Annotated in this window: 14 protein-coding genes; 4 read left to right on the top strand and 10 right to left on the bottom strand. The window is 66.8% G+C overall.

Annotated features, from left to right (window positions below; translation table 11 throughout):
- Positions 1–79: 79 nt before the first annotated feature.
- Together AC4D2W_RS12965 and AC4D2W_RS12960 are read left to right on the top strand one after the other, a co-directional pair.
- The gene (locus tag AC4D2W_RS12965; RefSeq protein WP_490927311.1) at positions 80–430 is read left to right on the top strand and encodes a PadR family transcriptional regulator; all 351 of its coding nucleotides are present in this window, start codon (positions 80–82) and stop codon (positions 428–430) included.
- Positions 423–965: an HAAS signaling domain-containing protein gene (locus AC4D2W_RS12960; RefSeq protein WP_490927310.1), complete on the top strand. Its 543-nt coding sequence runs from the start codon at positions 423–425 to the stop codon at positions 963–965. The genes AC4D2W_RS12965 and AC4D2W_RS12960 overlap by 8 nt, the downstream gene beginning before the upstream one ends.
- A 65-nt stretch (positions 966–1,030) precedes the next feature.
- Here the strand turns inward: AC4D2W_RS12960 and AC4D2W_RS12955 are convergent, their stop codons facing one another.
- The 10 genes from AC4D2W_RS12955 to AC4D2W_RS12910 form a co-directional block, all read right to left on the bottom strand.
- On the bottom strand, positions 1,031–2,377 hold the full coding sequence (locus tag AC4D2W_RS12955) for a M50 family metallopeptidase (RefSeq protein WP_490927309.1): 1,347 nt from the start codon (positions 2,375–2,377) through the stop codon (positions 1,031–1,033).
- A gap of 39 nt (positions 2,378–2,416) precedes the next feature.
- Complete coding sequence (gene dxr / locus AC4D2W_RS12950; protein ID WP_490927308.1) at positions 2,417–3,661, bottom strand: 1-deoxy-D-xylulose-5-phosphate reductoisomerase; 1,245 nt, start codon at positions 3,659–3,661, stop codon at positions 2,417–2,419.
- Positions 3,662–4,066: 405 nt separating this feature from the next.
- Entirely contained in the window at positions 4,067–4,741 is a 675-nt protein-coding gene (locus AC4D2W_RS12945; protein ID WP_490927307.1) for an SDR family oxidoreductase, read from the bottom strand.
- Between the two features lie 66 nt (positions 4,742–4,807).
- Positions 4,808–5,605 carry an HpcH/HpaI aldolase/citrate lyase family protein gene (locus tag AC4D2W_RS12940; protein WP_490927445.1) on the bottom strand — a complete coding sequence of 266 codons (798 nt, stop codon included), beginning with the start codon at positions 5,603–5,605 and terminating at the stop codon, positions 4,808–4,810.
- Positions 5,606–5,667: 62 nt separating this feature from the next.
- Complete coding sequence (locus tag AC4D2W_RS12935; protein ID WP_490927444.1) at positions 5,668–6,162, bottom strand: MaoC family dehydratase; 495 nt, start codon at positions 6,160–6,162, stop codon at positions 5,668–5,670.
- Positions 6,163–6,193: 31 nt separating this feature from the next.
- Entirely contained in the window at positions 6,194–6,835 is a 642-nt protein-coding gene (locus tag AC4D2W_RS12930; protein WP_490927306.1) for a 3-oxoacid CoA-transferase subunit B, read from the bottom strand.
- A 1-nt stretch (position 6,836) separates the two neighbouring features.
- A complete protein-coding gene (locus tag AC4D2W_RS12925; RefSeq protein ID WP_490927305.1) occupies positions 6,837–7,610 on the bottom strand; it encodes a CoA transferase subunit A in 774 nt (257 codons plus the stop codon).
- Between the two features lie 82 nt (positions 7,611–7,692).
- A complete protein-coding gene (locus tag AC4D2W_RS12920) occupies positions 7,693–8,868 on the bottom strand; it encodes an acyl-CoA dehydrogenase family protein (RefSeq protein WP_490927303.1) in 1,176 nt (391 codons plus the stop codon).
- A complete protein-coding gene (locus AC4D2W_RS12915; protein ID WP_490927302.1) occupies positions 8,855–10,975 on the bottom strand; it encodes an acetyl/propionyl/methylcrotonyl-CoA carboxylase subunit alpha in 2,121 nt (706 codons plus the stop codon). The genes AC4D2W_RS12920 and AC4D2W_RS12915 overlap by 14 nt, the downstream gene beginning before the upstream one ends.
- A 7-nt stretch (positions 10,976–10,982) precedes the next feature.
- Complete coding sequence (locus AC4D2W_RS12910) at positions 10,983–12,587, bottom strand: carboxyl transferase domain-containing protein (protein ID WP_490927301.1); 1,605 nt, start codon at positions 12,585–12,587, stop codon at positions 10,983–10,985.
- Between the two features lie 159 nt (positions 12,588–12,746).
- Here AC4D2W_RS12910 and AC4D2W_RS12905 point away from each other — a divergent pair, with 159 nt between their 5' ends.
- Both AC4D2W_RS12905 and AC4D2W_RS12900 read left to right on the top strand, forming a co-directional pair.
- Positions 12,747–13,445: a TetR/AcrR family transcriptional regulator gene (locus AC4D2W_RS12905; RefSeq protein ID WP_490927300.1), complete on the top strand. Its 699-nt coding sequence runs from the start codon at positions 12,747–12,749 to the stop codon at positions 13,443–13,445.
- Positions 13,446–13,482: 37 nt separating this feature from the next.
- Positions 13,483–13,950 (top strand): GNAT family N-acetyltransferase, encoded by a 468-nt coding sequence (locus AC4D2W_RS12900; protein WP_490927299.1) that lies wholly within the window; start codon positions 13,483–13,485, stop codon positions 13,948–13,950.
- The last annotated feature ends 61 nt before the right edge of the window (positions 13,951–14,011 follow it).

Below are 14,011 nucleotides of genomic sequence, written 5' to 3'. Positions count from 1 at the left end.
CATTTGTGATTTCAACCGTCAGCTGGGGCGATGCCGAACCACCCTTGTGCAGTGGCACTACTAATGTTTCATTACTACTATGTCCAGAATTCAGGCACAGCAGGATGCTCAGCTCGTCCGGGCCGCCCTGCCCCTGCTGATCCTCACCCTGATCAGCCAGGACGAGTCCTATGGCTACCAGCTCGTGGAACGGCTCGCGGATTACGGCCTGCAGGTCACCACGGGACTGGTTTATCCGCTGCTGAGCCGTCTTGAGCGGGACGGCCTGGTCAGCTCACGAATGGTTGCGTCCACCTCCGGGCCTCCCCGGAAGTGCTTTTCCCTCACGGCAAGCGGAGAAGCTGCCAAGGCATCTGCCGAGACACAATGGCATCTCGTGTCGGCCGTTGTCGGGGAAACCATTGCAAAGGAGCACTCCCGAAATGACTGACACCAGCTCGCGGCCCGCAGCAACTTCGAGGCGTTCACTTCCCGGGCGCCGGCGAACGGAAGTGTATCTGACCCGCCTGGAATGGCATCTGGAGGGAGTCATGCCGGGAAAGGAACGCCGGGGAATCGTTCGGGAACTGCGGCAGGCTCTGGCCACCGATCCCCGCGGCACCGCAGCGGCCCTGCGCGATCTGGGATCGCCCCGCTCCCTCGCGCAGCAGTATGCCGAGGACGGTGCCTGCCGCCCCTTTTGGTCTGTTGGCGCCATAACTGCCGGCGCGGCCCTGCTGGTCTACTGGACGGTTTTTCTGGCATTTGCCTTCGGAATGCTCGCTGCCGTCGAGTCGACCGGACAAGCCGAGGCACACGGCCGCTTCCTCTTCGTCGATGTGCTGGCGTTCTCCGGAGCGGACGGGATAGGCATCGGGTGGACCAGTGAATGGGCGTGGCTCGTTGTACCGGCTGTCATCGCCCTGGTGGCCTTCCTGCTGGGCGCGCGTGTCTGGCGCCTCGGCTCCATGCGGCTCCATCGTTAGGAGCCCCGCTGGAGTACGCACCCCCGCGCGGAACGGCGCCCGCACCGGAGCACGGTACCAGCCCCCTAGTTGAAGAGGCTGACCGGCTTCACGATGTCGGCATAAATCAGCAGCACGCTCATTCCCATCAGCAGGGCGAACACCACATAGGTCACCGGCAGCATTTTGGCGAGGTCAAAGTGACCGGGGTCCGGCCGCTTGAAGAGCTTGGCGGTGCGGCGGCGCAGCCCTTCCCACAGGGCTCCGGCCACGTGGCCGCCGTCCAGGGGCAGCAGCGGAATCAGGTTGAACACAAAGAGAGCGAGGTTCACGCTGGCTACCAGGCCAACCAGTGATGCCACCTTGCTGGCAACCGGCACCTCTTCGAGGGCGGAAATTTCTCCGGCTATGCGGCCCACGCCCACCACGCTGATGGGGCCATTGGGATCCCGCTCTTCCGAAGAGAAAGCAGCCTTGCCCACATCCACGACGCGCTGCGGCAGATGGACAATGACGCCGGCAATGCTTTTCAGGTTGTCCCCCACCGCCGGCAGGACGGCAGCACCGGACTGCCGGACCAGCTCCGTGGAAGCTGCCACTCCGATGAAGCCCACTTCCTGCGTCACGGGGTTGCCGGCGTCGTCCGTGACGGGCGCACCGTCGTCGCCGGCCACTGGCCGCTCCGTCAGCAGCGGCGTAATGACGGTTTCCTGTTCCACGCCGTCGCGCTCGTAAGTGATCGGTACCTGGCGGCCGGCTGCTTCCTTGATCTGCGCCGAGAGGTCATCCCAGCCGGACACGGGGTTTCCGTCAAATGCGGTGATGGTGTCGCCGGGCAGCAGCCCCGCCTGATATGCGGGAGCGGCCGGGTCGGCATCCGTGCACTCGGTCTGGCCCTGTGCTGCCTGATCGGAGGTGATGACGCACTGGTTGACCTCGGCGAGCGTGGTGGTGCTCTGGGCGGTGCCGAAACCCATGAGCAGGACGGCAAAAAGAACGGTGCCGATCACCAGGTTCATGAAGGGACCGCCGAGCATCACGATGATGCGCTTCCAGATCGGCAGGTTGTAGAACATCCGGTTCTCGTCGCCCGGCTGCAGTTGCTCGGCCGCGGCGGCGCGGGCATCCGTGGCCAGCTGCTGGAACATTCCGGTGCTGGAGGCACGGACTGTGCCCTCGGCGTCGTCGGCCTTGTTGGGCGGGTACATGCCCACCATTGACACATAACCGCCCAGCGGCAGCGCCTTGAATCCGTATTCGGTTTCCCCGCGGCGCCGGGAGAAGACGGTGGGACCGAAGCCAATCATGTACTGCGTCACCCGGACCTTGAAGGCCTTGGCCGGCACCAGGTGGCCCACTTCGTGCAGGGCGATGGACACGGCGACTCCCACCGCCACGAACAGCACGCCCAGGATGAAGAGCAGAACGGTCAACGGATTTCCTTCGGGTCAGGGGAACAACGGGTCATGGCCTTAGCGTCCGCAGCGTTTCCGTGCGGCCTCGCGGGCCCACTTCTCCGCCGCCAGCACCGACTCCAGCGTCAGCGGCGCAGAGTCGGTGTGTTCAGCCAGTACGGCGGCGATCGTATCAACGATGTCTGTGAAACCGATGAGACCGTCGTGGAAGGCATCCACGGCCTCCTCATTGGCGGCGTTGTACACGGCCATGCCGGTGCCGCCGGCTGCGGCGGTGCGCTTGGCCAGCGCGACGGCGGGGAAGGCTTCCTCGTCCAGCGGCTCGAACGTCCACTCGGTGGCCTTGGACCAGTCGCAGGGCTTGGCGGCACCGGGCACGCGGTGCGGCCACCCCATACCGAGCGCGATCGGCAGGCGCATGTCCGGCGGCGAGGCCTGCGCAATGGTGGAGCCGTCCACGAACTGAACCATGGAATGCACTACGGACTGCGGATGAACGACGACGTCAATCTTCTCCAGCGGGACGTCGAAGAGCAGGTGCGCCTCGATCACTTCGAGGGCCTTGTTGACCATGGACGCCGAATTGGTGGTGACCATCCGGCCCATCTTCCAGGTGGGGTGTGCCAGCGCCTGGTCGGGGGTGACGTTTTCCAGCTCGGCGCGCTTCATGCCGCGGAACGGTCCGCCGGAGGCCGTGACGATGAGCCGGTCCACTTCCTCTGCGGTGCCGGAGCGCAGCGCCTGGGCGAGAGCGGAGTGCTCCGAGTCCACCGGAACCAGCTGTCCGGGGGCGGCGGCCTTCTTGACCAGCTCTCCCCCGACGATCAGGGATTCCTTGTTGGCCAAGGCCAGCAGGTGTCCGGCGGCCAGGGCCGCCAGGGTGGGTTCCAGTCCGATGGAGCCGGTAATGCCGTTGAGGACCACTTCGGCTTCGGGCCAGGCGGCAATGGCGGTGGCGGCCGAGGGACCGGTGAACAGCTCCGGATCGTAATCCGCAACGCCGGCGTTACGGGCGGCGTCCTGCACCGCTTTGTACAGGGTTGCGTTGTCCACGAGAGCGCAGCCGACGGCGGCCGCCCGGGTATGGACGGCCTGCCGGGCCAGCAGCTCCAGGTTCGACCCGCCGGCAGCGAGGGCAACGATGGTGAAAAGTTCGGGTGCGGCATCGGCCACGTCAATGGCCTGGGTACCGATGGAACCGGTCGAGCCCAGGAGCACGATGCGGCGGGGAACCCCCTCGGTGCTGCCGAAGGGCCGGTCGGTTGCTGCGGACGGGGTGCCGGAAGTTCCTGAAAGCTGCATGTTTCCAGTATCGCGCACGGGCGCCGCCGGGGATTGCCCGCTGCGCGGTTCCCGCCCCAACCTTCGTGCAGCTCCCGGGCCCAAACAGGAGTCCCGCCAATCCTCCGTGCAGCTCCCGGGCCCAAAAAGGAGCCCCGCCAATCCTCCGTGCAGCTCCCGGGCTCAAAAAGGAGATTTCGCCCCGTTTAGCCCCTTGATCTGCACGGAGGATTTTGGCAAAGCCCGTTATCTGCACGATGGATGCCGACAGCGTCATTACGAGCGCAGGTGCGGCAGCCATGGCGGCTACCCCGCATGCCGTTGCCAGATTGGATCACCCGCGCGGACTGCTGAGTCCGGTTTCCCGCCGGATTTGCACACACAGCAGCGGGCGGCCGGGCCGGAACCCGAAGAAGGCGCCGGCGACTAAAGGGTAATGGGCAGTGCCGCCACGGCATCTGGGATGCTCGACGAGCCGGAGACAACTTCCAGGATCTGCCGGCTGCCGCGGCCGCTGTTGATCAGCTCCGCGAGGACGGCAGCGACGTCGTGGCGGGAAATGCTGCCCTGTGACACGGACTCAGCCAGATCCACCAGCCCCTCGGCCTGATCGTTGGTAAGCCGTCCGGGCCGCAGGATCGTCCAGTCCAGGTCACGGGTGACCAGGTCCTCCTCCGCGGCCAGCTTTGCCGTGAGGTAGGCATACATGACATCGTCAAGCCCGTCGGGCCGGGCACCTCCGCGGACGGCGTCCAGTCCCACGGACGAAATCTGAACGAACCGCACCACACCGGCCTGTTCGGCGCCCTCCGCCAGCAGGACGGCGGCGCCCCGGTCCACAGTGTCCTTGCGCTCCGCGCCGCTGCCCGGTCCTGCGCCGGCAGCAAACACCGCTGCATCCGCGCCGGTCAGGACCTGGATGACGTCATCGGCGGTGCTGTTCTCCAGGTCGATGACCACCGGCGCCACGCCGTCGGCCTCCAAGTCCGCCGCCTGGTCAGGGTTGCGGATCAGTCCAGCCACGTCGTGGCCGTGGGCGGCGAGCAGCCGCCCGAGTTCGCGGGCAATCTGTCCATGGGCTCCTGCTATGACTATGCGCATCCTTCGAAGGTAGCGCAGCGCGGTCCCGGTGTCCCGGGGCCGGACCAAAACCCGCAGCAGCCCCGGTCAGCGGCCGGCGCGCTGCAGGGTCTGGCGGGCCTGCTTCAGCAGCGGACCGTCGATCATTTCACCGCGGAAGCTGAACACCCCGCCGTGCTTGGCGGCCTCTGCGGTCACGTCCTGCGCGTACGCCAGCTCCTCTTCCGACGGCGCGTAGGCGGCCCGCACAGCTGCCACCTGGCCCGGATGGATGCAGGCCTTGGCAGCGAATCCGGAGGCCGCGGCATCACGTGCCTCGACCTCCAGGCCCTGGACGTCCGGGATGTTGCCGTAGATCGAGTCCACGGCGCCTTTGCCGAAGGCACCGGCGGCCAGCAGCACCGTGGCGCGTGCGTGCTGTGCCACACCCCGGTAGCTGCCGTCCGGTCCCCTGCTGGAGTCCCCGCCGAGGGATGCCATCAGGTCCTCGGCACCCCACATCAGGGCCGCAACGCAGGAGAGCTGTGCAATCTCCGCGGCACGGACCACGCCCAGCGCCGTTTCCAGGAGCGCGAGGACGGTGAAGCCGGCGAGCGCCTCCTCCATGGCCGCGGGCTCTTCGGCCTTGGCCACCATCAGCGTGCGGTACGGGGTCTGCCGCACTGCGGCCAGGTCCTTCTCGAAGTCCGCGGTGCCCACCGGGTTGACGCGCACCATGGTGGTGGCCGGGTCCAGGGTGGAAGCAATGAGGTTTCGGCGCGCCGCCTCCTTATCAGGGGGCGCGACGGCGTCTTCCAGGTCCAGGATCACCGCGTCCGCCCGGTCGGCCGCCTTGGCGAACCGTTCCGGCCGGTCTCCCGGGCAGAAGAGCAGTGCAGGTCCCATGGGGAATGTGGTCACGCGGGGTCTCCTTCAGTGTGGAACATTTTCAGTGTGGAACGTTGCCTTCAACCTATCTCAGCGGCCGTTCCGGCAGCCTGCGTCCACACCAGTGCAGTCCGGGTGCACCGCCCCACAATGTCTCCGGTCTGGTTCCGTCCTGTGTGCGTCAGCGTGACGATTCCCTGCCCCGGCCGGGAGCCGGAGAGCCGCTTGTCCACCACTTCGGTTTCCGTATAGAGGGTGTCCCCGTGGAAGAGCGGATGCGGAAAGCTGATGTCCCCCAGCCCCAGCTGCGCCACCAGCGTGCCCTGGGTCAGCTGTCCCACAGACTGGCCCACCATTGTGGCCAGGGTCAGCATGGAGTTCACCAGCCGCTGCCCGAACGGCTGGTCCGCGCTGTAGGCCGCATCCAGGTGCAGGCCCTGGGTGTTCATGGTCAGGGTGGTGAACAGGACGTTGTCCGCCTCCGTCAGGGTGCGTCCGGGCCGGTGCCGGTAAATGACTCCCGGCTCGAATTCCTCGAACCACAGGCCGCGCTGCTCCACCACCCGGGGAGCCATGGCCAGTTCTTCGGTGCCGGCGTCCGGTGCCTCATACGTCAAGGTCCACCTCCAGGGGTGCGCCGGTGGAGGCAAGGACTTCATCCACGCTGACACCCGGAGCGGTTTCGCGCAGGATCAGCCCTTCCGGACCCACCTCGATCACGGCGAGGTCGGTGACAATCAGGTCCACGCAGGCCCGGCCGGTGAGCGGCAGGGAGCATTCGGTGACGATCTTCGGCTGCCCCGTGCGGTCCGTGTGGTCCATCATGACGATCAGCCGTTTGGCGCCGAACACCAGGTCCATGGCACCGCCCATTCCCTTGACCATCTTGCCCGGAACCATCCAGTTGGCCAGATCGCCGTTGGCTGCCACTTCCATGGCTCCCAGCACGGCAACGTCCACATGCCCGCCCCGGACCATGCCAAAGGAGGCCGCTGAGTCAAAAAACGAGGCACCGGAGTTCACCGTCACGGTTTCCTTGCCGGCATTGATCAGGTCCGCGTCCAGGTCCGCTTCCAGCGGATAGGGCCCGACGCCGAGTACCCCGTTTTCGGAGTGCAGCACCACTTCCACGCCGTCGGGAATGTAGTTGGGAATGAGCGTGGGCATGCCGATCCCCAGATTGACGTACTGGCCGTTCTCCAGTTCCCGGGCCACCCGAGCGGCGAGTTCATGACGTGTCAGGGCCATGTCAGGCCTCCTTCGGTGTATCGGACGGCTGCCGGACCGTGCGTTTTTCGATCCGTTTCTCGCCGGTTCCCACTTCCACCACACGCTGGACGTAGATTCCGGGGACGTGGATCTGCGCCGGGTCCAACTCGCCCGGTTCCACCAGTTCCTCCACCTCGGCAATGGTGGTCTGTCCGGCCATGGCGCAGAGCGGATTGAAGTTCATGGCCGTGGCGCGGAAAACCAGGTTGCCGTGCCGGTCCCCCTTCCAGGCGTGCACCAGCGCAAAGTCCGGGGTCAGCGCTTCCTCCAGCACAAACGGCGCGTCGTTGAAGGTGCGCACCTCCTTGGGCTCGGAGGCCTGCAGGACCGAACCGTCGCCGTCGTACTTTTGCGGCAGCCCGCCCTCGCTGACCTGGGTGCCCACTCCGGCGCTGGTGTAAAAGGCCGGAATGCCCGCCCCGCCGGCCCGCAGCTTTTCAGCCAGCGTGCCCTGCGGAGTCAGGATCACTTCCAGCTCGCCGGCCAGGAACTGCCGCGCGAACTCCTTGTTCTCGCCCACATAGGAGCTGACGGTGCGGCGGATGCGGTGATCGGCCAGCAACCGGCCGAGCCCCCAGTCATCCACGCCGCAGTTGTTGCTGACCGTCTCCAGGTCCGCGGCGCCCTGATCATGCAGGGCATCGATCAGCGCGACGGGAATTCCGCAGAGCCCAAAGCCGCCCACTGCCAGCGAAGCGCCGTCGGCGATATCCGCCACCGCTTCGGCGGGTGTGCCTACCACCTTGTCAATCATGACTGTGTCCGTTCGTTAATCGTCCTTGACCAACCTGCCGCCGGCCTGAGCCGCCGCTTCTCACCGGAGTATTCCGCTTATCCTAGAGCCCCAGCTCGCGGGCGATGAGCATCAGCTGGACCTCCGTGGTTCCCTCGCCCACCTCCAGGATTTTGGAGTCGCGGTAATGCCGGGCCACGCGGTACTCGTTGATGAAGCCGTAGCCGCCGAAGATCTGGGTGGCGTCGCGGGCGTTGTCCATGGCTGCTTCACCGGCCACCAGCTTGGCCATGGCGGCCTGGGTCTTGAACGGCTTGCCTGCCAGCATCCGCGCCGCGGCATCATAGTAGGCCAGGCGGGCGGTGTGGGCACGGGTCTGCATGCGGGCGATCCGGAAGGAAATGGCCTGGTTGGTGCCGATTGGGGCACCGAATTGTTCGCGTTCCTTGGCGTAGCGCAGAGCTTCCTCCACGCAGCCCTGCGCCGCTCCGGTGGCCAGTGCGGCAATGGCGATGCGTCCTTCATCCAGAATCTGCAGGAAGTTGGCATAGCCGCGGCCTTCGGCGCCCAGCAGGTTGGCCTCCGGAACGCGGACGTTGTCCAGGGTCAGCGGATGCGTGTCCGAGGCGTTCCAGCCCACCTTGTTGTACGCCTTCTCCGCGGTGAACCCCGGGGTTTCGGCGGGCACCAAGATGGTGGAGATCTGCTTTTTGACCTTGGTTCCGCCCTGCCCGTCAGGCACCTCGGAGGTGCCGGTGACCGCGGTGACGGTGACCAGGCGGGTGATGTCGGTGCCGGAGTTGGTGATGAACTGCTTGGTTCCGTTGATCACCCACTGCCCGTTCTCGCGGTATGCCTTGGTGCGGGTGCCGCCGGCGTCGGATCCGGCCTCGGACTCGGTCAGTCCGAAGCCCGCGAGCGCCTCGCCGGAGGCCAGCATCGGCAGCCACTGCTGCTTCTGCTCCTCGGTGCCGAACTTGTAGATGGGCATGGCGCCCAGGGACACGCCGGCTTCGAGCGTGATGGCCACCGACTGGTCCACCCGGGCCAGCTGCTCCAGTGCCAGCGCCAGGGCAAAGTAGTCTCCGCCCATGCCGCCGAACTCTTCCGGGAACGGCAGCCCGAACAGGCCCATCTCGCCCATCTGCGCCACCACCTTGTACGGGAAGCTGTGCTCCTCGTCATGCTGGGCGGACACCGGTGCCACCACGTTGTCCGCGAAATCGCGCACCATGTCCACCAGGTCCTGGTGGTCCTCGCTCAGTTCAAAGTCCGGCATGTCCTGCTCCTTCAAGCGGTTCGGTTGTTCCGGCGGCGGGCTCCGCTGCCGGACGTGGTTGGGGTGCTGCGGGTGCTTCAGTTTCGGGATCCGGCGTCACCACGGCCAGCACCTGGTCCGCCTTCACCAGGTCACCGGGGCGCAGGTTCAGGGAGACAAAGCCGTCCGCCGGAGCAACCAGCTGGTGCTCCATCTTCATGGCCTCCACGCTCAGCAGCGGCGCTCCGGCGGTGACCCGGTCGCCGTCGGCCACTGCCACGGCCACCACGGTGCCGGGCATCGGCGAGCGCAGCACCGGATCGGCGGCTCCCTCCGCCCGACCGGCAGCGGCACGCTCGGCGGCGAGCAGCTCGGTCCGGCTCCGCAGACGCAGGGGTGCGGCGTAACCGGCACCTGCGGTCCACAGAGTGGGTGCGGCGCTTCCCTCCCCCGGCACTGAAGCCAACGTGAGCGGATGCACGACGCCGTCCAGCGTCACCATGGCGCGGTTCCCCTCGCGCAGCAGCGAGGCCTGCCGCTCGGGCCCGTCATTGACGGTGACTGCGGCGCCGGAGACGGTGCCGCGGAGGACGACGACGTCGTCCGGCAGCTGGGAATCGGCTGCGGCGAACACGAGGGTCAGCGGCGCCCGTGCCCCCAGCCGCCAGCCGTCGGCCCGGCCCCAGGGGGACGGTCCGGCTGCCAGGTCAGCCGCTGTTGCCAGGGCAGCGGCCGCCAGTTCCGGCTCACCGGGACGGCGGAAGGCCAGGTCCGGCAGCTTGCGTTCAATCAGCGTGGTGTCCAGGCGTCCGGCGCGCACCTCGGGATCGTTGATCAGCAGGCGCAGGTATTCGATGTTGGTACCGATGCCCAGGATGACGGTGTCCGCCAGCGCCGCGTCCAGCCGGCTCAGCGCGGTGTCCCGGTCAGGACCCCAGGCGATGATTTTCGCCAGCATCGGATCGTAGCTGGAGGAAACCGGCAGGCCCGGCAGCAGGGAGGAATCCACCCGGATGCCTTCCCCCGCCGGCTCCTGCAAAAAATGCACGGTTCCGGTGGTGGGCAGGAAGCCGGAGGCAGGGTTTTCCGCATAGACGCGCGCCTCAACGGCGTGTCCGTTCAGGCGGACGTCGCCCTGGTCCAGCTGCAGCTTTTCGCCGGCGGCAATGCGTACCTGTTCCTCCACCAGGTCCAGGCCGGTGACCATTTCGGTGACCGGATGCTCCACCTGCAGACGGGTGTTCATCTCCATGAAGAAGAATTCGCCCGGTGCGGCGTCGGAGACCAGGAACTCCACGGTGCCGGCGCCGGTGTAGTCCACGGAGCGGGCCGCATCGCACGCGGCCTGGCCGATCCGTTCCCGGGTCACCTCGTCCAGCAGCACGGACGGGGCTTCCTCGATGACTTTCTGGTGCCGGCGCTGCAGGGAGCACTCCCGCTCCCCCAGGTGTATGACGTTGCCGTGGGTGTCCGCCAGGACCTGGACCTCGATGTGCCGGGGCACCGCGATGAGCCGTTCCAGGAAAAGGGTGTCATCGCCGAAGGCGGACGCCGCGACCCGGCGTGCGGTGGGCAGGATTTCCGGCAGCTGGTCCGCGTGTTCCACCACGTGCATGCCCTTGCCGCCGCCGCCGGCTGACGGTTTGATCAGCAGCGGATACCCCACCTCCGCCGCGGCAGCAATGAGCTGCTCATCGCTTAGCCCGGATTCGGCTATGCCGGGAACCACGGGCACGCCGTGCGAGGAGACGTGGTTCTTGGACCGGATCTTGTCCCCCATCAGGTCCAATGCGCGTACTCCGGGACCAATGAACACAATCCCGGCTGCGTCCAGGGCGCGGGCAAAGTCGGCGTTTTCGCTGAGGAAGCCGTAGCCGGGGTGGACGGCCTGGGCGCCGACGCTCCGGCAGGCAGCCAGGACGGCGTCCACGTTGAGGTAGCTTTCCCGGGGTGCGGCCGGACCCAGCCGCACCGCAACGTCGGCTTCACGCACGTGCCGGGCGCCGGCGTCGTCGTCGCTGTACACGGCGGCGGAACGGATGCCCAGCCGCCGCAGGGTGGCAATGATGCGGCACGCGATCTCGCCGCGGTTGGCCACCAGGACGGTGTCAAAGAGCTTCTCGGTCATTTCTGCCTCACATCCGGAACAGGCCGAAGGAGGTCTCCGGCAGCGGGGCGTTGGCGCACACGTCCAGGGCCAGGCCCAGGACGGTGCGGGTGTCCGCCGGGTCGATGACGCCGTCGTCCCACAGCCGCGCCGTGGAGTAGTACGGGCTGCCCTGGGCTTCATAGGTCTCGCGGATGGGTGCCTTGAATGCTTCTTCGTCCTCCGCGGCCCATTCCTCGCCGCGGGCTTCGAGCTGATCGCGCTTGACGGTGGCCAGGACTGAGGAGGCCTGGGCGCCGCCCATCACGGAAATCCGGGCCGCCGGCCACATCCAGAGGAAGCGCGGGCTGTAGGCCCGGCCGCACATGGAATAGTTCCCGGCGCCGAAGGAGCCGCCCACAATGACCGTGAGCTTGGGAACCCGGCAGGTGGCGACGGCGGTGACCATCTTGGCGCCGTTCTTGGCGATGCCGCCGGCCTCGTAGTCGCGGCCCACCATGAAGCCGGAAATGTTCTGCAGGAAGATCAGCGGAATGCCGCGCTGGTCGCACAGTTCAATGAAGTGTGCGCCCTTGAGCGCTGATTCGGAGAAGAGAACGCCGTTGTTGGCGACGATGCCCACCCGGTGGCCGTGCAGCCGGGCGAAGCCGGTGACCAGGGTCGCGCCGTATTCCTTCTTGAATTCGGAGAATTCGCTGCCGTCCACCAGCCGGGCAATGAGCTCCCGGACGTCGTAGGGGGTTTGGAGGTCCGCGGGCACGGCCCCGTAGATTTCGGCTTCGGAGTGCGACGGCGGCCGGGTCGGCAGAATCTCCCAGGCCGGGGGATGCACGGGCAGGGTTTCCACGATGGTACGCACGATCTCCAGGGCGTGGGCGTCATTGTCCGCCAGATGGTCGGTGACGCCGCTGATGCGCGAGTGCAGGTCACCGCCGCCGAGCTCTTCGGCCGTGACAATCTCGCCGATGGCGGCCTTCACCAGCGGCGGTCCACCCAGGAAGATGGTCCCCTGGTTGCGCACGATGACGGTTTCATCGCTCATGGCCGGCACGTAGGCGCCGCCGGCGGTGCAGGATCCCAGCACGGCGGAAATCTGCGGGATCTTCCGTGCGGACATCTGGGCCTGGTTGTAGAAGATCCGGCCAAAGTGGTCCCGGTCCGGAAAAACATCATCCTGCTTGGGCAGGAACGCGCCGCCGGAGTCCACCAGGTAAATGCACGGCAGGCGGTTTTCCAACGCAATTTCCTGGGCGCGCAGGTGCTTCTTCACGGTCATCGGATAGTAGGTGCCGCCCTTGACTGTGGCGTCGTTGGACAGCACCATCACGTGCCGGCCCTGCACCAGGCCGATGCCGGCGATCAGGCCGGCGCCGGGGCACTCGTCGTCGTACATGCCGTCCGCGGCCAGCGGGGAGATCTCCAGGAACGGGCTGCCCGGGTCCAGCAGCCGGTCCACGCGCTCGCGCGGCAGCAGTTTTCCGCGGGCCGCGTGGCGTTCCCGGGAACGCTCCGGTCCCCCGAGCGCGGCCTGCTCCAGCCGCTTGCGCAGGTCCTGCACCAATTCAGCCTGCGCGACGGCGTTGCGGGCGTAATCCGGTGAGGCGGGGTCGAGCCGGGTTGCAAGGGTCTCCATTGACGTCTCTCTGCTCAGTGCGGACAGCTGCTCGGCACATTTGCCGGAAGCTCCAGCGCCGGTTAATGACGGCTAACTCAAATCAGGTTATTGGTTATTAACCCAGCTGTCCACCACAATGGAAACAGTTCCTCAACCGAAGCGGCCGGAAAGGCGGGCATGGACGCAGTTCCAGAAGAAGCGCTTCCCGCGGCCCCGGCCAACGGGACGAGCCGGCCGAACCGGGAAACGCCCGCAGCGCCCGCCAGTCCCGCCGGGCGCTCCGCCGGCGGCCCCACCGGGCGCACCCTGGCCAAGGCCTCCCGCCGGACGGCCATACTCAACGCCGCCGCAGCACTCTTCGCCGAACGCGGCTACAACGGCGTGTCCATTGAAGAGCTCGGGGCAGCCGCCGGCGTCAGCGGCCCTGCCGTGTACCGCCACTTCAGCGGCAAGCCCGGGGTCCTGACAGCCCTGCTGGTTGGCGTGAGCGAGGACCTGCTCCACGGCGGAAAAGCCGTAGCCGCCGAGTCTTCCACCCCCGAGGAATCGCTGCGCAGGCTGGTGGAATTCCAGGTGGACTTCGCCCTGCGCCAGGCGAACGTGATCCGGGTCCAGGACCGGGATTTGAACAGCCTGCCGGCGCCGGACAAACGCACCGTACGGCAGCTCCAGCGCCAGTACGTGGAAGTATGGGTTGATGCCCTCTCCGCTCTGCATCCCGGTTCGGCTCCGCCCCTGCTGCGGGACCGCGCCCAGGCCGTCTTCGGATTGATCAATTCGACCTCGCACACGCTGAACACAAAAATGTTGGCCCGGGACACGGCACGGCTGCGGTCGCTGCTCGAAACCATGGCATGGGCTGCCCTGAATGCCTAGTACCCTGAATCAAACCCCTCGAGCAGAAAGACCTGCTGTGATTGAGCTTCGTGCCGTAGTTCCCGCCGACCTGGATGAATTCTTTTCCCATCAGCTGGATCCAAGCGCCAACCATATGGTTGGCTTTGCCGCCAAGAATCCCTCTGACCGCGGTGTCTTCGATCACCATTGGCAGAACATCCTCAACGATCCCACCGTCACTGTCCGCACCATTGTGGCCGACGGTGACGTGGTTGGCGGCATCATGGCCTACCGTGAAGGCGGCATCCCGGAGATCAGCTACTGGATCGACACCGAGCGGTGGGGCCAGGGCATCACCACGGCCGCCGTTGGCCAGTTCCTGCAGGAGTTCGACGAGCGCCCCATCCGCGCCCGGGCCGTCGCGGACAACGCCGGTTCCATCGCCATCCTGGAGAAGTACGGCTTCAAGGTGGTGGGCGAGGCGCAGGGCTTCGCCAACGCCCGCGGCGCCGTCGTGCGGGAACTTGAACTTGAACTGAACTAATCCGGCACGCTTCCCTCCGCCGAGTGTCGAGATACGGCCGCTTACCCGCATCCAGTGTCGA

The sequence above is a fragment of the Arthrobacter sp. TJ-58 genome (assembly GCF_058269295.1).
This window is presented reverse-complemented; position numbering and strand designations above follow the sequence as displayed.

Excerpts from the sequence above, each read along its gene's own strand:
- AC4D2W_RS12965 (WP_490927311.1), top strand. The coding sequence starts at position 80 with ATGTCCAGAATTCAGGCACAGCAGGATGCTCAGCTCGTCCGGGCCGCC.
- AC4D2W_RS12960 (WP_490927310.1), top strand. The coding sequence starts at position 423 with ATGACTGACACCAGCTCGCGGCCCGCAGCAACTTCGAGGCGTTCACTT.
- dxr (WP_490927308.1), bottom strand. The coding sequence starts at position 3,661 with ATGCAGCTTTCAGGAACTTCCGGCACCCCGTCCGCAGCAACCGACCGG.
- AC4D2W_RS12945 (WP_490927307.1), bottom strand. The coding sequence starts at position 4,741 with ATGCGCATAGTCATAGCAGGAGCCCATGGACAGATTGCCCGCGAACTC.
- AC4D2W_RS12940 (WP_490927445.1), bottom strand. The coding sequence starts at position 5,605 with ATGGGACCTGCACTGCTCTTCTGCCCGGGAGACCGGCCGGAACGGTTC.
- AC4D2W_RS12935 (WP_490927444.1), bottom strand. The coding sequence starts at position 6,162 with ATGGCTCCCCGGGTGGTGGAGCAGCGCGGCCTGTGGTTCGAGGAATTC.
- AC4D2W_RS12930 (WP_490927306.1), bottom strand. The coding sequence starts at position 6,835 with ATGGCCCTGACACGTCATGAACTCGCCGCTCGGGTGGCCCGGGAACTG.
- AC4D2W_RS12925 (WP_490927305.1), bottom strand. The coding sequence starts at position 7,610 with ATGATTGACAAGGTGGTAGGCACACCCGCCGAAGCGGTGGCGGATATC.
- AC4D2W_RS12920 (WP_490927303.1), bottom strand. The coding sequence starts at position 8,868 with ATGCCGGACTTTGAACTGAGCGAGGACCACCAGGACCTGGTGGACATG.
- AC4D2W_RS12915 (WP_490927302.1), bottom strand. The coding sequence starts at position 10,975 with ATGACCGAGAAGCTCTTTGACACCGTCCTGGTGGCCAACCGCGGCGAG.
- AC4D2W_RS12910 (WP_490927301.1), bottom strand. The coding sequence starts at position 12,587 with ATGGAGACCCTTGCAACCCGGCTCGACCCCGCCTCACCGGATTACGCC.
- AC4D2W_RS12905 (WP_490927300.1), top strand. The coding sequence starts at position 12,747 with ATGGACGCAGTTCCAGAAGAAGCGCTTCCCGCGGCCCCGGCCAACGGG.